At 39.9% G+C, this 21,527-nt stretch carries 17 protein-coding genes and 1 pseudogene; 16 read left to right on the top strand and 2 right to left on the bottom strand.

Translation table 11 applies throughout. From position 1 onward, the window contains the following. Positions 1–183: 183 nt before the first annotated feature. The 5 genes and pseudogenes from asnS to LIZ08_RS08435 all read left to right on the top strand — a co-directional run bounded on the left by asnS (position 184) and on the right by LIZ08_RS08435 (position 7,479). Complete coding sequence (asnS, locus tag LIZ08_RS08455; protein ID WP_003007581.1) at positions 184–1,530, top strand: asparagine--tRNA ligase; 1,347 nt, start codon at positions 184–186, stop codon at positions 1,528–1,530. A gap of 68 nt (positions 1,531–1,598) precedes the next feature. Then, positions 1,599–2,336, top strand: a complete 738-nt coding sequence (locus LIZ08_RS08450; protein WP_049474553.1) for a DUF1003 domain-containing protein — start codon at positions 1,599–1,601, stop codon at positions 2,334–2,336. A gap of 58 nt (positions 2,337–2,394) precedes the next feature. After that, positions 2,395–3,593, top strand: a pseudogene (locus LIZ08_RS08445) (MFS transporter). Positions 3,594–4,012: 419 nt separating this feature from the next. Then, complete coding sequence (locus LIZ08_RS08440; protein WP_227038666.1) at positions 4,013–5,740, top strand: ABC transporter ATP-binding protein; 1,728 nt, start codon at positions 4,013–4,015, stop codon at positions 5,738–5,740. Then, a complete protein-coding gene (locus LIZ08_RS08435; protein ID WP_227038665.1) occupies positions 5,737–7,479 on the top strand; it encodes an ABC transporter ATP-binding protein in 1,743 nt (580 codons plus the stop codon). Before LIZ08_RS08440 ends, LIZ08_RS08435 begins: the two co-directional genes overlap by 4 nt. A gap of 382 nt (positions 7,480–7,861) precedes the next feature. On the opposite strand, the gene LIZ08_RS08430 is transcribed toward LIZ08_RS08435, so the two are convergent. Together LIZ08_RS08430 and LIZ08_RS08425 are read right to left on the bottom strand one after the other, a co-directional pair. Continuing rightward, positions 7,862–8,602 (bottom strand): amino acid ABC transporter ATP-binding protein, encoded by a 741-nt coding sequence (locus LIZ08_RS08430; RefSeq protein ID WP_009731143.1) that lies wholly within the window; start codon positions 8,600–8,602, stop codon positions 7,862–7,864. Beyond that, positions 8,602–10,785 carry an amino acid ABC transporter substrate-binding protein/permease gene (locus LIZ08_RS08425; protein WP_227038664.1) on the bottom strand — a complete coding sequence of 728 codons (2,184 nt, stop codon included), beginning with the start codon at positions 10,783–10,785 and terminating at the stop codon, positions 8,602–8,604. Before LIZ08_RS08425 ends, LIZ08_RS08430 begins: the two co-directional genes overlap by 1 nt. Positions 10,786–11,047: 262 nt before the next feature. On the opposite strand from LIZ08_RS08425, the gene LIZ08_RS08420 reads away from it, so the two are divergent. The 11 genes from LIZ08_RS08420 to LIZ08_RS08370 all read left to right on the top strand — a co-directional run bounded on the left by LIZ08_RS08420 (position 11,048) and on the right by LIZ08_RS08370 (position 21,526). After that, positions 11,048–12,004 (top strand): CPBP family intramembrane glutamic endopeptidase, encoded by a 957-nt coding sequence (locus LIZ08_RS08420; RefSeq protein WP_227038663.1) that lies wholly within the window; start codon positions 11,048–11,050, stop codon positions 12,002–12,004. A 344-nt stretch (positions 12,005–12,348) separates the two neighbouring features. Further along, complete coding sequence (locus tag LIZ08_RS08415) at positions 12,349–13,032, top strand: response regulator transcription factor (RefSeq protein WP_125336074.1); 684 nt, start codon at positions 12,349–12,351, stop codon at positions 13,030–13,032. After that, entirely contained in the window at positions 13,025–14,368 is a 1,344-nt protein-coding gene (locus LIZ08_RS08410) for a sensor histidine kinase (RefSeq protein ID WP_195189970.1), read from the top strand. Before LIZ08_RS08415 ends, LIZ08_RS08410 begins: the two co-directional genes overlap by 8 nt. Before the next feature lie 166 nt (positions 14,369–14,534). Continuing rightward, a complete protein-coding gene (locus LIZ08_RS08405; RefSeq protein WP_125329366.1) occupies positions 14,535–15,197 on the top strand; it encodes a NisI/SpaI family lantibiotic immunity lipoprotein in 663 nt (220 codons plus the stop codon). Between the two features lie 530 nt (positions 15,198–15,727). Then, a complete protein-coding gene (gene uvrB, locus LIZ08_RS08400; RefSeq protein WP_227038662.1) occupies positions 15,728–17,716 on the top strand; it encodes an excinuclease ABC subunit UvrB in 1,989 nt (662 codons plus the stop codon). Positions 17,717–17,730: 14 nt separating this feature from the next. Continuing rightward, positions 17,731–18,228, top strand: a complete 498-nt coding sequence (locus LIZ08_RS08395) for a GNAT family N-acetyltransferase (protein ID WP_227038661.1) — start codon at positions 17,731–17,733, stop codon at positions 18,226–18,228. A gap of 93 nt (positions 18,229–18,321) precedes the next feature. Then, positions 18,322–18,945, top strand: a complete 624-nt coding sequence (locus tag LIZ08_RS08390) for an NAD(P)H-dependent oxidoreductase (protein WP_227038660.1) — start codon at positions 18,322–18,324, stop codon at positions 18,943–18,945. A gap of 499 nt (positions 18,946–19,444) precedes the next feature. Then, entirely contained in the window at positions 19,445–19,876 is a 432-nt protein-coding gene (locus LIZ08_RS08385) for a hypothetical protein (RefSeq protein WP_227038659.1), read from the top strand. Between the two features lie 26 nt (positions 19,877–19,902). After that, positions 19,903–20,373 (top strand): 8-oxo-dGTP diphosphatase, encoded by a 471-nt coding sequence (locus tag LIZ08_RS08380; protein WP_031575084.1) that lies wholly within the window; start codon positions 19,903–19,905, stop codon positions 20,371–20,373. 311 nt (positions 20,374–20,684) lie between these two features. Next, a complete protein-coding gene (locus tag LIZ08_RS08375) occupies positions 20,685–20,825 on the top strand; it encodes a hypothetical protein (RefSeq protein ID WP_003001697.1) in 141 nt (46 codons plus the stop codon). Then, positions 20,822–21,526 (top strand): ABC transporter ATP-binding protein, encoded by a 705-nt coding sequence (locus LIZ08_RS08370; RefSeq protein ID WP_227038658.1) that lies wholly within the window; start codon positions 20,822–20,824, stop codon positions 21,524–21,526. The genes LIZ08_RS08375 and LIZ08_RS08370 overlap by 4 nt, the downstream gene beginning before the upstream one ends. Position 21,527 lies beyond the last annotated feature (1 nt).

Below are 21,527 nucleotides of genomic sequence, written 5' to 3'. Positions count from 1 at the left end.
TACAGGACTAAATCCTTAACTTAAATTATTTGTCTAACTTTTTGGGGTCAGTACATGAGCTGAGGATCTTTTTCTTTAAAAAAAATTTGGTTTTCACAGGTAGAACGTAGCACTGAAAGCCTTTTTATGATACAATTAAGAAGATAATGTCTTCGGACAAGTTTAACGAGAAAAGGAAGATGAATGATGACAAAACGGATTACTATCATCGAAGTAAAAGACTACGTTGGTCAAGAAGTGACCATCGGTGCTTGGGTGGCTAACAAGTCAGGAAAAGGAAAAATTGCCTTCTTGCAATTGCGTGATGGAACAGCCTTTTTCCAAGGTGTAGCTTTCAAACCAAACTTTATCGAAAAATTTGGAGAAGAAGTAGGTCTTGAAAAATTTGACACCATCAAACGTCTAAGCCAAGAAACATCTGTTTTCGTGACAGGTATTGTTAAAGAAGATGAGCGTTCTAAATTTGGGTACGAGTTGGATATTACAGACATCGAAGTGATCGGTGAATCTCAAGACTACCCAATCACTCCAAAAGAGCACGGAACAGACTTCTTGATGGACAACCGTCACTTGTGGTTACGTTCACGCAAACAAGTTGCCGTTATGCAAATCCGTAATGCTATCATCTATGCAACTTATGAGTTCTTTGATAAAAATGGCTTCATGAAGTTTGATAGCCCCATTCTTTCAGGAAATGCTGCAGAAGATTCTACAGAACTTTTCGAAACAGACTACTTTGGAACACCAGCCTACTTGAGCCAATCAGGTCAGCTTTACCTTGAAGCTGGTGCTATGGCCCTTGGTCGCGTCTTTGACTTTGGTCCAGTATTCCGTGCTGAAAAATCAAAAACTCGTCGTCACTTGACTGAGTTCTGGATGATGGATGCTGAGTACTCATATTTGACACACGATGAGTCACTTGACTTGCAAGAAGCTTATGTGAAAGCTCTTCTACAAGGTGTTCTGGACCGTGCTCCTCAAGCCTTGGAAACCTTGGAGCGTGATACGGAGCTCTTGAAACGCTACATTGCAGAGCCATTCAAACGGATCACTTACGATGAAGCCATTGATCTCTTGCAAGAGCATGAAAACGATGAAGATGCAGATTACGAGCATTTGGAACATGGTGATGACTTCGGCTCACCACATGAAACTTGGATTTCAAACCACTTTGGTGTGCCAACATTTGTCATGAACTACCCAGCAGCTATCAAGGCCTTCTACATGAAACCAGTTCCTGGAAATCCAGAGCGCGTGCTTTGTGCAGACTTGCTTGCACCAGAAGGCTATGGAGAAATCATCGGTGGCTCTATGCGTGAGGAAGACTACGATGCCCTTGTTGCAAAAATGGATGAACTTGGCATGGATCGTACAGAGTATGAATTCTACCTTGATCTTCGTAAATACGGTACAGTTCCACACGGTGGATTTGGTATTGGGATTGAACGGATGGTCACTTTCGCGGCTGGTACAAAACACATTCGTGAAGCCATTCCATTCCCACGTATGTTGCATCGTATCAAACCTTAATAGACGTAAAAACGCCATTAGGCGTTTTTCACTTTTATCTGCTCCAAAAAACTATGAAAGGAAACTCAATGCTGAAAATAGACATCATCGATGGGAAAGAATACGAGGATGGTCAGGGGGCTTTGATCGCAGATCTAGACCATAGTATTCAACAGATGCTCAAGACCTCCTACCCGGAAAGTCAAATGGATGATTTTATCACCTATAAAAATTTGAGCCAGTATTGTATGGATTATCTTGGACAGATTATTGAGCGTGCAAATGATAAAAACGAAGCCATTAAACAGCAGGTGACAGGTGTCATGCCCGAAAGCGAGCGCCCCTTTAACGTTGAAGACCGCTTGACAGCCAGCTATACCTTCGGTCAGCGGGTAGCGGATTCGGTCGCACGCTTTGGTGGTTCTTGGACTTTTATCATTAGTTTTATCCTGATGATGGCTATTTGGATGCTGATCAATGTCCTGCATCCTTTTGGCTTGAATTTTGATCCTTATCCCTTCATCTTGCTCAATCTTGCGCTTTCTACTATTGCGGCGATCCAAGCTCCTTTGATCATGATGAGCCAAAACCGGGCGGCAGATTACGATCGTTTGCAAGCGCGAAATGACTTTAACGTCAATATGGAGTCTGAACGGGAAATTCGCTTGTTGCATACGAAGATTGACCATATGGTGCAACAAGACCAGACGGATTTACTGGAAATTCAAAAGTTGCAAACCGAATTGTTGGTGTCCTTGTCTAATCAAGTGGCCCAGCTGCGCCAAGAAATGAATCAAGAAAGAATGAAAGAGGTGGAGAAAATGTAGGCAACTCTAAGTAAGTCTTTTAGAAACACTCAAATAATCTATTGAAAGAGGAAAAACAATGTTTAAAAGAACTTACAAACGCAATATTTCACTCCTAGCAGGTTTGGAATTTACATCTTATTTTGGAATCACCAGTTTTTGGATTCTCTTTTTTATTCAAAATGGTCTTTCTTTGCTTCAGATTGGTTTATTAGAGAGTATCTTTCATGGGACAAGTCTCTTGTGTGAGATCCCATCTGGTATGTTGGCCGATCGCTTTAGCTACAAGACTAATCTCTACTTGGCTCGCTTGTCCAGTATTGGATCCTCGATCTTGATTTTATTTGGTCAGGGGAATTTTTGGATCTATGCCATTGCCATGATGGTCAATGCTTGGTCTTATAATTTTGACTCGGGGACCAGTACGGCTTTCTTATTTGATTCAGTTGTGGAAGCAGGTCAAAAAGACCGTTATCTTCAGATTTCTAGCTTCTTGTCTGGTGTGGCAGAAGTCACCCGAACGTTAGGTACAGTGGTGGCAGGCTTCTTTATTCACGGAGCATTGGCTTGGACCTATTATATTTCTATTGGGCTTTCCTTACTTTCCATTCTTTTGATCTTTCTGATGAAAGAGCCAGAGAGCAAGAGTGATGAAAGAAGTCACTTGACCTTAAAGAGGATATTGGAGGTAGTGAAACAAGAATGGCAGGACAAACCAGTTTTGTTTTACTGGATGCTCACCTATCAGTTGGTAGGGACCATCATGTGTATGTTTTATTTTTACTACCAACAGAAAATCAGTGACTTAGCCAGTTGGCAAGTTTCGCTCATTATGTTGATTGGTAGTGGATTCAATCTCCTGGCGGTTTATCTGGCCAGTCAAATCGGGAAAAAATGGAATAGTAATCAAGTCTTTCCGATTCTGGTTGCACTGACTGGGTTGGCCTTGTTTTTGGTAGGTGTAAAGACTCCATTTGCCTATCTGAGTGTCTATCTCTTGACCAATGCTCTTTATGCCGTTTACCAACCCATCTACTACAATGATTTACAAGCTTATCTGCCATCCAGTGTGCGAGCAACCATGCTGAGTATCAATTCTATGATGTTTAGTCTATCTATGATTGTCATTTTCCCACTGACTGGTTGGTTTATTGATAGTTGTGGCTTTGTAGCTGTTTTTCTTGTGCTAGGCCTTATAACACTCCTTTCTTTCCCCTCTTACTGATTGGATTAGGGAAAATGGGCAAGACCTTAAGCAAGGTGACAAAGACTGAATAAAACTTATAGGGTTCTTGAGTCTAACAAGATTTAAATAGCAGAAAAACTGAACAATCCTTCTATGCTATGTAGGAATAGTAAGATTGAAGACAAAGTCATCTTAGAAACTTTCCTTAGGCGAGGACGGACGTCAGCGAACTTCTATGAAGTTCCATGACTAATTATTGAGCCTAAGGTCTCAATAATTCCGAGTGCTAGAAACAATAGTGTTTCTAGCACTTTTCTCACAGCGGAAAGTTTCAGTAGATGATTGAATAGCTCTAACAAATAAAATTATTTTATCTTTACAGAAGTTAATTAATTTGTATAAAAGAGCAGTTTGTCTACGTTCTCATACTCTCTGCTTGGCAGGGAGAGTTTTTTTGTCAGTTATAATTGTGGTAAAATAGGTATATCCTATTTAAAAAGAATCGAGTTGTATGAAATCATTATTGAAGTATTTTAAGGGCTATCTATGGGAAACTTTTCTAGGGCCCGTGTTTAAGCTTTTAGAAGCTATTTTTGAATTGTGTGTCCCCTTAATCATCGCCCACTTAGTCGATCAGGTCATTCCGAAAAAGGAAACGAGCGCAGTGGTGATGACGGTCGGTGTTTTGTTTTTATTTGCGAGCTTTGGTGTTGTCGTAGCTATTACGGCCCAGTATTTTTCTTCTAAAGCAGCTGTCGGCTTTACCCGCGAGATGACCAAGGATTTGTATGAGAAGATCTTATCGCTTCCAAAGGACAAGCGAGATAGGATCGGGACTTCTAGTTTGGTAACCCGTCTTACTTCTGATACCTATCAAATCCAGGTTGGGATCAACCAATTCTTGCGCCTCTTTTTGAGAGCACCGATTATTGTCTTTGGTTCTATCATCATGGCCTTCACCATCAGTCCTAAACTCACTCTTTGGTTTTTGGGGATGGTGGCGATTTTAACCCTGATTATTGTGATCATGTCTCGGATTGTCAATCCGCTCTTTGCTAAGATTCGTAAAATTACAGACCGAATGGTCACGGTGACGCGTCAGCAATTTCAAGGGATGCGGGTGATTCGGGCCTTTGGACAACAGTCTAGTGAATTAGAGGACTTTAGAGAGGTCAATCAGGACTACAAGATCTGGCAAATTCGCGCTGGTATCTGGTCTAGTTTGGTCAGTCCCTTGACCTTCCTTGTGGTCAATACGACCTTGGTCTGTGTCATTTGGCAGGGACAAGTGAATATCTCTGCTGGTCTTTTAACCCAAGGAATGTTGGTCGCTTTGGTCAATTATTTATTACAAATTTTAACAGAATTGATCAAACTGGCGATGCTGGTCACGTCTTTAAATGTCAGCTATATTTCAGCTAAGCGTGTTCAAGAGATTTTTGATTTGAAGGAAGAAGACCTCTTAGAAGCTCTGCCAGAAGAAACTGCAAGAGAGCAAGAAGCGATCAGTGCAGAGGAAGTTTCTTTCACCTATCCAACGGCTTCAAGCCCAGCCCTAGAGGGAATTTCTTTTGATCTTGACCAAGGACAGATGCTGGGAATTATCGGTGGTACAGGATCTGGGAAGTCCACCCTTGTTCAGTTATTGAGTCATTTGTATGCTGTTAGTCAGGGAAAATTAGCCCTCTATCATCAAGGTCACTCTCCTAGAACTCTCAAGGAATGGCGGGAGTGGATAGCTGTAGTCCCACAGAAGGCAGAGCTCTTTAGAGGAACTATCCGCTCGAATCTCTTATTAGGGATGGATGAAAGTCTGACGGATCATGATTTGTGGTGGGCGCTAGAAACGGCTCAGGCGGCTGATTTTGTCCGTGAAAAAGAAGGAAAGCTGGATGAGCCGGTAGAAGCCTTTGGTCGAAATTTTTCAGGTGGCCAACGCCAGCGGTTGACCATTGCGCGTGCTCTTTTGAAAAAGGCCCCTTTCTTGGTTTTGGATGATTCGACTTCTGCCTTGGATTATTTGACGGAGGCTCGTCTCTTAAAATCGATTAAAGAAGAATTGAGTGACACAAGTTTGATCTTAGTATCTCAACGAACCAATAGTCTCAAGTCGGCTGATCAGATTTTGGTCTTGAATAAGGGGCATCAAGTAGGACTGGGAAATCATGATTTCCTTTTGTCTACCAATGAGATTTATCAAGAAATTCATGATTCACAACACGGAAGGGAGGAAGCATGAGTCAAAAACGTTCCAGTTATTTAAAACGTCTCTTTAGAGATTTTGCTCACCATCCCGGTCTCCTGATTCTAGCCAGTATTGGAACTATCGTTCAAGTTGGCTTAACGGTTTGGTTACCGATCCTGATCGGACATGCGGTTGACTTGGTCATGAATCCTCAAGGGATGAAAGTCTTATGGCCCGTTTTGATCCAGATGCTTCTAATCATTGTGGCCAATACCTTGATCCAATGGATTAATCCTCTTCTCTACAATCAATTGGTTTATCGGTTTAGCCAAACCCTAAGAGAAAAAGTAATGGAAAAAGTGCATCGCTTGCCCTTGTCTTATCTGGACAAGCAAGGAAGTGGGGATTTCGTCAGTCGTTTAACAACCGATGTAGAGCAACTTAATAGCGGTCTTCTCATGGTCTTTAACCAGTTCTTTGTGGGCCTCTTAACCATTCTTGTCACCATCGTGACCATGGCAGGATTAGATTTCTTTATGATGGTAGCAGTTCTGGTATTGACCCCATTGTCTCTCTTGATTGCTCGTTTCATTGCCAAGCGCTCCTATACGCTTTTCCAAGCACAAACCAAGGCGCGTGGCCTGCAAACTCAGTTGATCGAAGAGTCTTTGACCCAGGAAAGTTTAATCCAGTCCTTTAACGCTCAGGATCAATTCCGTAAGGCTTTTAAAGGAACGAATGAAAGCTATGCCAAGTATTCCCAATCTGCTGTCTTTTATTCTTCAACGGTCAATCCTGCAACTCGCTTTGTGAATGCCTTGATTTATGCGGTAGTGGCTGGATTTGGAGCCGTACGGATTATTTCGGGATCTCACTTTACTGTCGGTCAATTAGTGACCTTCCTCAATTATGTCAACCAATACACCAAACCCTTTAATGATATTTCTTCTGTCTTGTCAGAACTCCAAAGTGCTCTTGCCTGCGCAGAGCGCCTGTACAGCGTATTGGATCAAGTTGAGATCGAAGAGACGGGACATCGTGTTATAGAAACTCAGGATGTCAAAGGAGCGATAGGTTTTGAGCACGTCGCATTTGGCTATGATTTAGGGAGGACCTTGATCAAAGATTTAACCATTCAGGTTCCAGCCGCTAGTAAGGTAGCGATTGTAGGGCCTACAGGAGCAGGGAAGTCGACCTTGATCAATCTACTCATGCGTTTCTACCCTGTGAACTCTGGGATGATTACGATTGATGGGGTGCCGATTACGGACTACACCCGTGCTTCCTACCGCCAACAGTTTGGTATGGTTCTACAAGAAACCTGGCTCAAGGTCGGGACGATTCATGAAAATATCGCTTTTTCTCGTCCAGATGCGACCAGAGAAGAAGTGATAGAAGCAGCCAAAGCGGCCAATGCGGATTTCTTTATCAGGCAGTTGCCACAAGGGTATGATACTTATCTTTCAGATGCTGGAGAGTCTTTGTCTCAAGGACAACGTCAGCTCTTAACGATTGCGCGTGTTTTCCTTTCCGTTCCTAAGATTTTGATCTTGGATGAAGCGACATCGTCCATTGATACTCGGACTGAGGCCTTGATTCAAGATGCCTTTCATCAACTCATGAAGGGACGGACCAGCTTTATCATCGCCCACCGCTTATCGACCATTCAAAATGCCGATATGATCCTTGTCATGGTGGATGGCTATATTGTCGAGCATGGCACTCATGAAGAGCTAATGCAAGCACAAGGTGTTTACTACAAGATGCAAACAGCTCAGCAACAGATTCGTTAACATGAAAAGCATTTTCAGATTTGAAAATGCTTAGATTGAAGATAAAGACATATTCAAAACTTTCCTTAGGTGAGTACGGAAGTCAGCGAACTTCTACGAAGTTCCATGACTTAGTTTTGAACCTAAAGTTTCAAAACTCCCGAGTGCTAGAAACTGATTTGTTTCTAGCACTTTTCTCACAGCGGAAAGTTTCAATATTTTCTTGATTCATTTTAAAAATTGAAAATCATTGTTGTTCCTTTTAGAAACGTTTTACTTATTTTATTTTAAAATAGTTAGTCCACATTCTAAGCATTTTCAGGTTTGAAAATGCTTTTTTAGTCTAAAAAAAGCATCTAGCAATTTTGCTAGATGCTTCAGGAACCACTCGTTTTTATCTCAATTAAACGTTTAAAACCTTATCCAAGAATTCTTTCAAACGTGGGTGTTGGGGGTTATCGAAAATTTGGTCTGGTTTGCCGTCTTCGAGGAATTCACCATCTGCGGTGAAGATGACGCGGTTGGCCACTTGGCGGGCAAATCCCATCTCGTGGGTGACGATAATCATGGTCATCCCTTGCTTGGCCAAGTCCTTCATAACGTTCAATACATCTCCAACCATCTCAGGGTCAAGGGCAGAAGTCGGTTCGTCAAAGAGCATAATATCTGGATTCATGGCGAGTCCACGGGCAATGGCCACACGTTGTTTTTGACCACCGGAAAGGCTGTTTGGATTGGCATCGGCTTTATCTGCGAGACCAACTTTTTCTAATAATTCCATCCCGACTTTTTGAGCTTCTTCGCGAGTCATCAGTTTGTGCTCTACTGGCGCAAACATAATGTTTTCTAGGACGCTCATGTGAGGGAAGAGGTTGAAGTGTTGGAAAACCATCCCAATATTTTCACGGACCAAATCAACATTGGTTTTTGGATCGGTTAGATCATATCCATTTACGGTAATTTGACCTTTTGTAACTTCTTCGAGGAGATTGAGACTCCGAAGGAAAGTAGATTTACCAGAACCGGACGGTCCGATAATACAGACCACATCCCCTTCGTAGAATTTCGTTGAGATTCCTTTTAAGACCTCATTTTCACCATAGTATTTGTGGAGGTCATGGACATCAATTTTTAATTTAGCCATTAGTTAACCTTCTTTTCTAATTTTTTTGCAAATCGTGTTAGCAAGGTGATAATCACGAGGTAGAAGACGGCAAGGATAGCATACATCTTGAAACTTTGGTAGTTTCGAGCAATGATGATCTTACCAGTTTGGAAGAGTTCTACCAATCCGATTGCAGACACAATAGTCGTATCTTTCAGGGCAATGACGAATTGGTTAACAAAGTTTGGAAGCATGAGTTTGGTTGCTTGTGGCAAGATGATCTTGCGCATGGTCTTGCCATAAGAGATCCCAAGGCTTCGGCTGGCTTCCATCTGTCCAATCGGTACAGCTTGGATCCCCCCACGAACAATTTCTGCGATATAGGCAGCAGCATTGAGAGAGAGGGCGATGGTACCTGCGACAAAGTCGTTGATTGGGGATTGATGACCTGTGACCGATTCAATCAAGTTTGGAATTCCCCAGAAGATGAAGGCAGCGAGGATCATGAGTGGGATCCCACGAATAACATCGACAAAGATCTCAGCAGTCCAGCGAAGCCATTTATAAGGGCTAACACTAAACATCCCAAAGATAACACCGATCACCATAGCAATGGCGAAAGAGAGAAGGGCAAGGGCAAGAGTGACACCCAAACCACTTAACAATTGTTTGTAGTTGTTTTGAAGCAAGCCCCAGATCGTTGTTTCATCTGCTGTTGTACTTGAAGTACTTGACTTGCTATCTGTTTTAAGGTATTTATCGAGAATCTTTTGGTATTGACCACTTTTCTTCAAGTTTGCAAGACCGTTATTGAACATTTCGATCAATTCAGGATTTTCTCCTTTTTTAACGGCAAATGCTAGTTGACCACTTGGAGTTCCTTCGATAGGTGTTTTGAATTTACGTCCTTGTTTAATAGCGTATTTGATAACAGGTTCGTCATCCATGATCGCTGCAACAGAACCAGAATTCAAACTATCATACATAGAAGCCCCGTCAGAGAACGTTTTGATCTTGTAACCATATTTCTTTTGGTTTTCTTCAAGGAAGCTCTGCGATGCAGTTCCGTTTTTAACACCGACTGTCTTTCCTTTTAGGTCATCATATGAATCAATCTTGCTACTTTCTTGAACGGCTAGAATAGAATTGGCCGTGTAGTATGGTTCAGAAAAATCAAATGTTTCTTTCCGAGCATCTGTTACGGTCATCCCTGCGATCATTCCTTGCGCATGACCAGATTGGACATCACTTACCGCCGCATCAAATCCAGGATTATTAATCTCGATGGTAAATCCTTGGTCTTTGGCAATAGCCTTGATCAAGTCCATATCGATTCCTGTGTATTTGTTTTTCCCATTTTGGAAGACAAATGGTGCAAAGGAAGAATCACTTGAAATGCTATATTTTGATTTTTTAGGTGTTGCTTTTTGACCAGCAGGAGTAGTTGTTTCTGGAACAGCACTGTTACTTGATGATTGGCTTTCACCTGTCCATTTCTTGATGATCTCATCAAGTGTCCCGTCAGCTTTCATTTGAGCGAGGGCCTTGTTAAATTCAGTGATCAACTTTTCATGCTTCCCACCTTTTTTAACACCAAAGGCAAAGCCACCGACTGCTTCTCCATCCATATTGATCGCTAGGTCCTGACCCTTTTGGATGGCATATTGAATGACCGGCTGGTCGTCCATAACAGCATCCACTGCACCAGTTGATAAGCTATTGTACATGAGATCACCCGTATCAAAAGTTGTGATACTGTAGCCGTACTTGTCCTTATTTTTATCAAGGAAGCGTTGGGCTGCAGTTCCGTTTTTGACACCGACTTTCTTTCCTTTTAATTGGTTGTACTTCGTGATTTTGTCAGCTTTCTTCGTCGCAATGACAACCTTTGTATCGTAGTAAGTGTCAGACATGGTGAAGACTTTTTCACGTTCAGTTGTTTTGGTCATCCCTGCCATGATGGCATCCGCTTGACCAGCTTGAACAGCATTGACCGCTTCATCAAATCCCGGGAAGGATTTGTCCAAATCCCAGCCATTGATTTCAGCGACCTTGTCCAAGATCTCTACGTCAATTCCTTTATAGGTTTGATCTGAATCCTTAAATTCAAACGGTGCATATGCTGTGTCAAAAACGACCTTGATCGTTTCAGCATGAGCATGACCAGCGAATGCAACGAATGGAAATAAGAAAAGCAAATAGGCTAGTAATTTTTTCTTCATTTCTGTCTCCTTCTAATTCTTTCTCTTAGGGTATTTAACCCATGAGCACATTGACCAAAGGATGGCCTTAAAAAAACAAATCATTCATACCAAAACGAGTATGAATGGTCATATGTTTTTCTACAGAAGCTATTATATCAGAAAATAGTTTGTTTTGCAAGAAAAATCGAGTTTTCATGTTAGGTTTTCTGACATGAAGTGGTGTTGCAGGTCTGGATTTTCTTTGCTACAATGGACCTATCAGATACATGGAGGTTACTAGATGAAGAAAGGGATGATCATTCAAGGTATCAAAACGAAAGCTTCTGTGCCAGTTTTCGTTTCTACACTATTCTACGTATTTTTAGCTTCCTTCTTTATAGAAGGAGGACTATGGCTCAGTAGTGAATTGGTGGGACCATTTTCCATTGCAATAGGTACTCTAACAGAGTTCTTCTTACCAGGAAATGGGGTTGCAAGTATTCAAGAGTTTTTCTACCATTATATTCTCTATTATGAGCTCTTCAGTTTTGTATTTATTCTCTTACTCTTTATTTTTTGGGTCAAAGTAATAGAGAAGAATTCCTTATCAACTTTAGGTTTTGTAAAAAAGAACTGGCTTAAATATCTTGGCTGGGGGATTTCGCTTTCCCTTCTTCAAATGGGAGTCATTGCCCTTGTCTACCAGTTGGGTGGAATTGGGTCTTTTGAGCTAAATGAATTAAGTTTAGAACCCATCCTCTTTATTCTAGGCTTATTCCCGTTTTGGCTTCTTCAAGGAGGAACGGAAGAAGTAGCCACACGGGGTTGGCTCCTAACTCGGATTGCAGCCAGAGCCAATCTTCCCTTAGCGATCGCGATTTCTAGTAGTCTCTTTGGCATTCTTCATCTGGGAAATTCAGGAGTGACCTTCTTATCCGTACTGAATATTGTACTGGATGGGGTTCTAGCTGGTTTACTCCTTGTCTACACTGATAGTATCTGGCTAGTGGTCGCCCAACACGGCACTTGGAACTATGTACAAGGAAATCTCCTTGGTTTTCAAGTCAGTGGGACGGGGGCGGACGCGTCTATCTTTACCTTTACCATGGGAACAGGACCTGACTGGCTGACTGGAGGGGAATTTGGAGCGGAAGGATCGATCATCACCACTCTGGTTCTTCTTGTATCCCTAGTGATTGTTTATCGCTTAGGGGAGAGGAAAGAAAGAGTTGTTACTGAACAAGTAAGAAATGGCTGAAAGGAAATAATGATGAATAAGGAGACAGGTTCTTGAGCCTGTCTTTTTCCTGTGACAGGATCCTCTCTTCAAAAGTAAGAGCAATATCAATTTAAAGATCGATCAAATGAGGCAATTCAATTATTGGATGATAATTGCTGGATAAGTAATGACATTGATGGTATTCAAATTAGATAATTTAATATTACGAATTTTGTTCAAGATAGTGTAAAATAGATCTGTACGAGTTTCTAAAAATTTAATTTTAAAAATAAAGAACAATACAAATTGATGTATTGAGCCTGATTTTTGTTAAAAATACGAAGCTTTGCAGTTAGTTCTCTAAAGTATTTTGAGGTGATAGAATGTATAAGATATTAGTTGTAGATGACGATTTTGAAATTTTGAAACTGATGCGAACTATTCTAGAGATGAAAAACTATCAGGTAATGACGTATCAAGAAGTGACCGTACCAATCGATATTAATAATTTCAAAGGATTTGATCTGATTTTATTAGATGTAATGATGCCTAATATAGATGGTATGCAAATTTGTAAGCAGATTAGAAATAAAGTAAGCTCTCCTATTATTTTTGTTAGTGCAAAAGATACTGAAGAAGATATAGTATCAGGGTTGAATTTAGGAGGAGATGACTATATTACAAAACCTTTTAGCATCAATCAATTAGTTGCCAAAGTTGCTGCAAATCTAAAACGAGAAGAACGATACAAACAAGGTGAATTGAGTAACCAAGTTGTTCGAGACTTATCTCCAATAACGATTTATTTACAAGAAAAAATTGTTTGTATTAATGGAGATAGTCTTACTTTTACAAGAAGGGAATATGATATCATAGAGCTGTTATCTAGTAACCCAAGAAAAATTTTTACTGTACAAGATATATATGAAAATGTTTATGATGACGATGCTGAAACCCTCTTTCATTCAATATCTGAGTATATTTATCAAATAAGATTAAAATTCTCATCTTATGGAATTAATCCTATAAAAACAGTTAGAGGTATGGGATACAAGTGGCATGATTAAGAAGAAGAGTACAATTAGAGGACGCGTAATAAGGACGGTTTTAGAACTAGTAACAGGTACGTTACTGAGTATACTTTTATTTTTTATAATTACATATTTACTTGTTTTTACTGGACAATTAAATGCATACGGCTCTAAAATTGAAATTTCAGTTAGTGATACTAGCAATTTAAGTGATGTAGTTAAAGCAATGAATAACTCTATATTTGATTATGTTGTATTTAATCGCAAGACAGGTACAATTGAAGAGGGCAATTATCAAAAAGAGGATTTGCCTGCCTATCGAGAAGTTTTTGAAAAAAATGAATCTGTAAGTAATGAGACAGTGTATTATGGGTATTACGCTAATTCAGAGATTATACTTACTGTCAGGCAACCCATGATACCTGAGTTTGTTAATCCGAATTTGCGTCACATTTCATTTAATCTATTTTCTTATTTATTCTTCTTCGTTTTCGAAACGATTTTACTCATTTGGTCACTTACAAGATTAATAAAAGAATTTTCAAAAAACTTTCTCCTTATACAAAAAAAAGCTTTAAACATGGGGCAGTTAACATTTAAAGATGAAAATATTCCTGCTCAAATACAAGAGTTCGATGAAATTCTTTCTGTATTATATCAAAAGGACGACGAGTTAACTAATTTACTCAAATCAGAGAGAAGGGAGAAGGAAGATTTATCTTTTCAAGTTGGTGCATTAGCCCATGATGTAAAAACTCCTTTAACAGTACTAAAGGGAAATTTAGAGTTGCTTGAATTAACTAACTTGACTGTTCAACAGAAGGAATACACTCAGTCAATGAATAACAGTATAGTGATTTTTGAAAGATACTTTAGTTCAATGATTGATTATTCAAGATTACTAATTGAAGATAAAGATTATGGGGAACAGATACATTTACCTGAATTTCTAAGTGAGCTATCAGTAGAGGCGAAATCTGTAATGGATAATGAAATGGTTGATTTCAAAATTATTAATACTACAAAATTAATGTTTTTCAAGGGAAATCGCTTTAATTTAAATCGGGCATTAATTAACATTTTAGCAAATGCAGCAAGATATAGTTCTGGAGAAAAAAAAGTTACGCTTACTATCATTGAGGAAACAGAGTATATTAATTTTGGAGTGTGGAATAATGGTCTGCCTTTTACTGAACAGTCGTTATTAAATGCAGATAAGTTATTTTATACTGAGAATAAAGGTAGGAATAATAACCACTATGGTTTAGGTTTAGCATTTGCTAAACAGGTTGCAAATAAACATTTTGGAGAATTGATTTTATCAAATCCAGATCGTGGTGGTGCTCAAGTGACGTTGCTTATTAAAAAATAATTCTATAGGGAGTTATTAGATAGCTTCCACGAAATAGCTATGTATAAAAAATAGATATTCTTCTAAATTGAGGAATGTCTATTTTTTTAATTTGTAAAATTAGAAAATCTGAACAAATTTTGAAAAATTAAATGTAACATAAAAGTATAAAACAAGGAGGAAAACTATGAAATTCAAAAAGATTTATCTTTCCGTAATTTTTTTCTTAAGTTTACTTGGATTTACTGGATGTACATACGAAAAGTATGATGTTAAATTTCTCGACTCAAGTTATAATCGATTCGATTATAAAGGAGGGCATTATGGTGTAACTAATCAATTAATTACATATGAAGAAATTGAAAGTAAAGTAAGCAATCATGATGATACTTATGAAATATCTTACGATGAAAGTAATAATGGTATAAAGAATGATTTGTTGGAGATTGGTGACTTATATCAGACCAAGAATAGAGAATTAGCCATAAAAATTGATAGTACTTTTTATAAATGTAGATTACTTGATAGTATTTCTAAAGAAGAACTCCTAAAAGTTTCTGACTTATTTAATGTTCGCTTAGTAGGAGGATTTGCTATCAATGAGCAAGAAGCAAGAGTGCTTAAGATAGGGGAACAAATATTTACAATTACTGAAGAAATTATTCCAAAAGATGAGCTTAGAGCAACAGTTGCTAACCTAGATAATCAAGTGAAGTCAGTCACTAGATTATCAGGGGAGCACGAAATTTGGAAATATGGAGAAATTTGTTCTTTAGAAAATCAGTCTATTCACGAGAAAGTAGCAATTAAATTGAATGGAGAATATCATTTGGCAACTTTAAGAAGTTAGTTTTTATGTTGGATATCCAACATAAAAATGTTTTGATAAGTCTGTACAAAATGTCTTGAAAAGCAGAACACACATAATATCAAGAATCGCAAAAATATTGATATTATGCGTTTTATCGTAGGTAGACTAACATCATTTTATCCAGGAATTAGCTTTCTTAAATATGTAAGCTAGAAGGATTACTAGTTTAAAGAAGAATGAAAGTGATAAAAAAGTAGAGATTTGAATATATATATCAAAAGAAAGAGGTGGAGGAAGCGATAACTAAAAAATACGCGAAAATTTTGATTCTATAATTGTGACAACTCTATCGATAATTCAACAATTCTAAATATCTTTATAACACTCAGGGGAAAGAAGAGCAAAAGTTGTTACTGAACAAGTGGGAAATCACTGAAAGGTAATAATGATGCATACGAAGACAGGTTCTTGAGCCTGTCTTTTTTCTGTACAAGGTTCCTCTCTTCAAAAGTCAGAGAAATATCATCTATTATGGTAAAATAAGGGAAGTATAATCAAAGGAAGAAAGTATGATTAATCGAGTAACTGATAACAAATTTAAACTAGTATCCAAATACCAACTGTCTGGGGATCAACCGCAGGCCATTGAACAGTTGGTGGATAACATCGAGGGTGGTGAGAAGGCGCAAATCCTGATGGGAGCGACTGGTACGGGGAAGACCTATACCATGAGTCAGGTCATTGCCCAAGTCAATAAACCGACCTTGGTCATCGCCCACAATAAAACCCTAGCAGGTCAGCTCTATGGAGAGTTCAAGGAATTTTTCCCTGAAAATGCCGTCGAGTACTTCGTATCTTACTACGATTACTACCAGCCAGAAGCCTATGTGCCATCGAGCGATACCTACATCGAAAAAGATAGCTCGGTCAATGATGAGATTGACAAGCTTCGTCACTCCGCGACTTCAGCATTGTTAGAGCGTAACGATGTTATCGTTGTCGCATCTGTTTCATGTATTTACGGTTTGGGTTCGCCTAAGGAATATGCCGATAGCGTGGTGAGTCTGCGTCCAGGTCTGGAGATTTCTCGTGATAAACTGCTCAATGATTTGGTGGACATCCAGTTTGAGCGCAATGACATCGACTTTCAACGGGGGAAATTCCGTGTTCGGGGAGATGTGGTCGAGATTTTCCCAGCTTCGCGTGATGAACATGCCTTCCGGGTTGAGTTTTTCGGGGACGAGATTGACCGCATCCGTGAGGTTGAAGCTCTGACGGGCCAGGTACTGGGAGATGTGGACCACTTGGCCATTTTCCCAGCTACCCACTTCGTGACCAATGACGATCATATGGAAGTAGCCATTGCCAAGATTCAGGCTGAACTAGAAGAGCAGTTGAAGGTTTTTGAAAAAGAAGGCAAGTTGCTGGAAGCCCAACGCCTGAAGCAACGGACGGAGTATGACATTGAAATGCTACGAGAGATGGGCTACACCAATGGCGTCGAAAACTACTCCCGTCACATGGATGGCCGGAGTGAGGGAGAGCCACCTTACACCCTTTTGGACTTCTTCCCAGAAGATTTTCTCATTATGATTGACGAAAGTCACATGACCATGGGACAGATCAAGGGCATGTACAATGGAGATCGCTCGCGCAAGGAAATGTTGGTCAACTATGGCTTCCGTTTGCCGTCTGCCTTGGACAACCGGCCACTTCGTCGTGAGGAGTTTGAAAGCCATGTCCACCAGATTGTTTATGTGTCTGCGACACCAGGCGACTATGAGATGGAACAAACCGATACCATCATCGAGCAAATCATTCGTCCGACAGGTCTTCTAGATCCCGAGGTGGAAGTGCGCCCTACCATGGGTCAAATGGACGATCTCTTGGGTGAGATCAATGCGCGTGTAGAACGCGGAGAGCGGACCTTTGTCACTACCTTGACCAAAAAGATGGCAGAAGACTTGACCGACTACTTTAAAGAAATGGGTGTCAAGGTCAAATACATGCACTCGGACATTAAGACCTTGGAGCGGACAGAAATCATCCGTGATTTGCGTCTGGGTGTCTTTGATGTCTTGGTCGGAATCAACCTTCTTAGGGAAGGGATTGACGTACCAGAAGTTAGTCTAGTTGCCATTCTCGATGCGGATAAGGAAGGCTTCCTCCGTAATGAGCGGGGTCTCATCCAGACTATCGGTCGTGCAGCCCGTAATAGTGAGGGTCACGTGATCATGTATGCGGACACCATGACCCAGTCTATGCAACGTGCGATTGATGAAACGGCCCGCCGTCGTCAGATTCAGATGGCCTATAATGAAGAGCGTGGCATTGTCCCACAAACCATCAAGAAGGAAATCCGTGACCTGATCTCTGTTACCAAGGCTGTGGCCAAGGAAGAGGATAAGGAAGTGGATATTACTAGTCTCAACCGCCAAGAGCGTAAGGAACTGGTCAAGAAACTGCAAGGCCAAATGCAAGAAGCCGTCGAAGTGCTTGATTTCGAATTGGCAGCACAGATCCGCGATATGATGTTGGAAGTGAAGGCCTTGGATTAGATAGGATAAAACGAATGAAGGTTATCATTAAAACAATGGAAACTCCTGAAGAGATAGAAGGCAAGTCCCTCGTTCACTGGCAAACGTGGAGAGAGGCTTATGACAATCTTTTACCCGCGGAATATCAGGAGACGATGACATTAGATAGATGTCGTTTCTTTAGTCAAAAGTATCCAGAAAATACCTTGATTGCGATGGATGGAAAGAAGGTCGTTGGATTTATCAGCTATGGAAATTTTTATGATGAAGCCATTCAAGCTGGTGAAATCATCGCCTTATATGTTTTAAAAGATTACTATGGAAAAGGTGTGAGTAAACAGTTAATGCATGCTGCATTTGCCGTTCTCGATCATTTCTCTGAGATTTATTTATGGGTGTTGAAAGATAATAAGCGAGCTATTGCTTTCTATCAAAAAATGGGTTTTACTTTTGATGGTCAAGAAAAAATACTTGAACTTGGAAAACCTGTTAAGGAGTTGCGGATGATGTGTTCTTCAAATAATAATTCCTAAAGGACCTATCTATCAATCTTTGAATCATTATCAATTAATCAAGTAAAAAAATAAAAGAGATAGAATGAACTAAAGAAATGAAGGAGAAGACGAATGAAGATTTTAGTGATCAATGGGCACCCTGATCCAGAAAGTTACTGTCAGGCTATTTTTCAAACCATTGTCGAAACAATTGACTCAAATCGCCACGAGCTTAAAGTGATTAATCTTAATGAAGAGGACTTTGATCCGGTTCTTCGCTATGGCTACCGAAAGCGAATGGAGGAAGATCCTTTTATTCTTCGTTCCCAAGAATTAATCCAGTGGGCGGATCACCTGATCTTTGTCTATCCCATCTGGTGGAGTAGTATGCCGAGCCTCATGAAGGGCTGGATCGACCGGGTCTTTACACCGGGGATTGCCTACTCGGCCAATGACCAGGGAAGCTTTATCTGGAATTACCTTAGAGGCAAGCAATTCAAGAAGTTGCTTAAAGGCAAAACAGCCAGTATTTATGCGACCTCCATGGCCCCCACTTGGTGGTATAAGATCTTTTCAGGCCCTCTCAACATTCCAGATAGTTATGGCATTTCTGTTTTGAAAAATGCCGTCTTGAACCACTGTGGGATTAAAACCAAGCGCGTCTGCATCTTAGGAGAAGTCGGTCGCGATGTGAATACCGCTAGCATGCGGGAACAGCATCTCCAAAAGGTCGCAGAAGAAGTGAAAAAACTTTGATCCTGTTCTTGTCTTTGTTGGGTGAGTTTAGGTAAGAAGTTGTATTCTAAACGGATGTTGGATAAAATAGGAATAAAATCTATAGGAAATAGGGTAAATAAATATGTTTCTATTTATGTATATGATCTATGTCATCTATTCCATTTCACAACTGAAAAGAGAAGATAAAACGGTCTCTCTTTTTACGAAGATTGTCGTTTATAGTTTATTGGTTTTATCATTGGTTAAGATCTATTTCGGCTTAGTGGCATTTATATTTTCCCCTTTACCACTAATTGGTTCTATAGTTTCTTTTGCTCTTGGCGGTATGAGACTCGTTCTTAGAATAGTTATAGCTCTTAGCTTACTTTTATTATCGCTAAGTCTATTTTTAGATAGTAAAAAAAATGATCCGGATGCGCCTCTAATTGATCATTGGCTCCGGTTAGGTTATCATTTTCTGTTGATGTTTCTTTAGGAGATCCAGTTTAATCCAATTATTACGAAGGGGAGACCTAACATGAGAAAGTATTTGAACATGTTTCGGATCCTGTATCTGATTCTGTTGCTTTTTGTTCTTGTGAACTTTATATTGAGCTTCTATGGTTATGCCTTTACACCACTTCTTTGGAATCCCTGGCTGTATCTAGGAGCTGTGACGGCTTTTAGTCACATCTGGTATCGCTTCTATCGAAAACATGCTCCAAATTGGAAGAACCTTGTTAGTGTTCTTTTGGGTCTCTTTGCTATGGTGATCCTAGTATTATTCATTGTGTTGTTCTTTACCTTTGATGGTCATGGTCTGGTAACGATTCACTCAGAGTATTATTTAAAAGAGAAGTCAATTGTCTTTCAGAGAGGTTCCCTTTTAGATGCCTTTGATGAATACTATGAGCTGGTAAATCCCTTTGTGATGAAGAAAGAGGTAAAGAAAAAAGTTTATTTTGATTAATTGTTACCATCATAGAAAGGAAATTTATGTCACGCGCAACATCTACTGTACTTACCAATCTTTGTTTGGTGGAAGATCCTAAAAATGGAAAAGTAGTCCTCCAATACCGCTCGCCAGAGCGTTACAAAAAATGGTCTGGCTATGCCTTTCCTGGAGGTCATATCGAGGAAGGAGAAAGTCTTGCAGAATCCGTCATTCGTGAAGTTTACGAAGAGACAGGACTGACAATTGCAGATCCAAAACTCGTCGCAGTCAAAGACTGGCCCCTAGACGATGGAGGTCGCTATATTGTCTTTTGCTATAAGGCAACAAGATTCTCAGGCCAGCTCAGATCATCTGAAGAAGGAGAAGTTTCTTGGGTTGAGAAAGACCAATTAGATCAGTTGGACTTGTCCTACGACATGCTTCCTCTGCTGGAAGTGATGGAAGACCCAAATTTGTCTGAGTTCTATTATCGCAAACGGACAGAAGATGATTGGGAAAAATTAAGATTTTAAGCAAAGGAGGCTGGGACAAAAGTCCTAGCCTCTCAATTATTTTTGGATTGGCGAGCAAGACGCAGTGGTTGAGTGGGCTCTACTACGCTGATTTCATCAGCTTTTACAGCCCTACTCAACTGTGCGGAGGGGGGACGACGAAATCGAATTCTAACGAATTATCGATTTCTGTCCCACTCTCTTTTTTGCTTGTAAGGTAAAAGAAGTAAGAATATTCCATTCGCGCTTGAATCTGCTCAGAAAAAGTACTATAGTATAAGCATAAAATACAATTGTAATCTTTCATACTGTGAATAGAAAGAAGGCAAGATATGAAATTACAATTTAGAATCCTTATAGGAATTTGCTTCTTGATCGGTGCCTTAGTCTTTGCCTTTCAAAAGGAATGGTTGTACGCTTTGCTGTTGCTTTTAGTTGGGGCTTCTTACCTTTATAAAGGAGTGCGTCGATGAAGAGTGAGTGTTTAAACATCAAGGGGTTAAACGTTTGGTATAAAAAAGATAAGCCCATTATAAAAGATACGAATTTGTTTGTACCCAATCATTCTGTAGTAGGGTTGATTGGTCGAAATGGAGCAGGGAAGACAACCTTGCTAAAAGCTTTAAGTAGTGTCTTTGATCATCGGCAGTATGCAGTTGAGACTGTTACCATAGAAGACAAGGCAACCTCTTTTCATACGAATTTCTATAAGAGCCGTACCTATACAGTTTTTACTGAAAACAATAGTTTTTTAAACTGGGATTTTGTTCATTATTTTAATTTTGTCTGTCGTTTGTATCATCGAAAGAGAAATGAAACGTTATTGCAGGACCTGATCTCAGGCTTTCGTTTTGAAGAATTTCTCAACACCGATATCGGTAGTTTGTCAACGGGAAATAAGAAGAAAGTCTTCCTGATCACAGCTTTTTATCTCAAACCTTCCCTCCTTATTTTGGACGAACCATTTGATGGCCTTGATTTTGATGCGACAGAATTTCTATATGGTTTACTATTGCAGTATAAAGAAGAAGGCTCTATTCTGATGAGTTCGCATATAGCAGAGAGTATCGTTCGAGTCTGTGATACAGCTTATACTATTGAAGATGGTCACCTAGACGCGATCGAATCGAATTTAGAAGATTGGTTTCATGACGTCAATCGTCAGAGGGGGTAGA

The organism is Streptococcus sp. 210928-DFI.4.42, from assembly GCF_020554365.1.
Classification (GTDB): Bacteria; Bacillota; Bacilli; order Lactobacillales; family Streptococcaceae; genus Streptococcus; species Streptococcus parasanguinis_S.
The sequence above is the reverse complement of the archived record's forward strand: the minus strand, read 5'-3'. Positions and strand labels throughout refer to the sequence as shown.

Excerpts from the sequence above, each read along its gene's own strand:
- LIZ08_RS08420 (WP_227038663.1), top strand. The coding sequence starts at position 11,048 with ATGAAGAAAGGGATGATCATTCAAGGTATCAAAACGAAAGCTTCTGTG.
- LIZ08_RS08430 (WP_009731143.1), bottom strand. The coding sequence starts at position 8,602 with ATGGCTAAATTAAAAATTGATGTCCATGACCTCCACAAATACTATGGT.
- LIZ08_RS08450 (WP_049474553.1), top strand. The coding sequence starts at position 1,599 with ATGCTGAAAATAGACATCATCGATGGGAAAGAATACGAGGATGGTCAG.
- asnS (WP_003007581.1), top strand. The coding sequence starts at position 184 with ATGATGACAAAACGGATTACTATCATCGAAGTAAAAGACTACGTTGGT.
- LIZ08_RS08440 (WP_227038666.1), top strand. The coding sequence starts at position 4,013 with ATGAAATCATTATTGAAGTATTTTAAGGGCTATCTATGGGAAACTTTT.
- LIZ08_RS08425 (WP_227038664.1), bottom strand. The coding sequence starts at position 10,785 with ATGAAGAAAAAATTACTAGCCTATTTGCTTTTCTTATTTCCATTCGTT.
- LIZ08_RS08385 (WP_227038659.1), top strand. The coding sequence starts at position 19,445 with ATGAGAAAGTATTTGAACATGTTTCGGATCCTGTATCTGATTCTGTTG.
- LIZ08_RS08410 (WP_195189970.1), top strand. The coding sequence starts at position 13,025 with ATGATTAAGAAGAAGAGTACAATTAGAGGACGCGTAATAAGGACGGTT.
- LIZ08_RS08405 (WP_125329366.1), top strand. The coding sequence starts at position 14,535 with ATGAAATTCAAAAAGATTTATCTTTCCGTAATTTTTTTCTTAAGTTTA.
- LIZ08_RS08375 (WP_003001697.1), top strand. The coding sequence starts at position 20,685 with ATGAAATTACAATTTAGAATCCTTATAGGAATTTGCTTCTTGATCGGT.
- LIZ08_RS08415 (WP_125336074.1), top strand. The coding sequence starts at position 12,349 with ATGTATAAGATATTAGTTGTAGATGACGATTTTGAAATTTTGAAACTG.
- LIZ08_RS08395 (WP_227038661.1), top strand. The coding sequence starts at position 17,731 with ATGAAGGTTATCATTAAAACAATGGAAACTCCTGAAGAGATAGAAGGC.
- LIZ08_RS08380 (WP_031575084.1), top strand. The coding sequence starts at position 19,903 with ATGTCACGCGCAACATCTACTGTACTTACCAATCTTTGTTTGGTGGAA.
- LIZ08_RS08390 (WP_227038660.1), top strand. The coding sequence starts at position 18,322 with ATGAAGATTTTAGTGATCAATGGGCACCCTGATCCAGAAAGTTACTGT.
- LIZ08_RS08435 (WP_227038665.1), top strand. The coding sequence starts at position 5,737 with ATGAGTCAAAAACGTTCCAGTTATTTAAAACGTCTCTTTAGAGATTTT.
- LIZ08_RS08370 (WP_227038658.1), top strand. The coding sequence starts at position 20,822 with ATGAAGAGTGAGTGTTTAAACATCAAGGGGTTAAACGTTTGGTATAAA.
- uvrB (WP_227038662.1), top strand. The coding sequence starts at position 15,728 with ATGATTAATCGAGTAACTGATAACAAATTTAAACTAGTATCCAAATAC.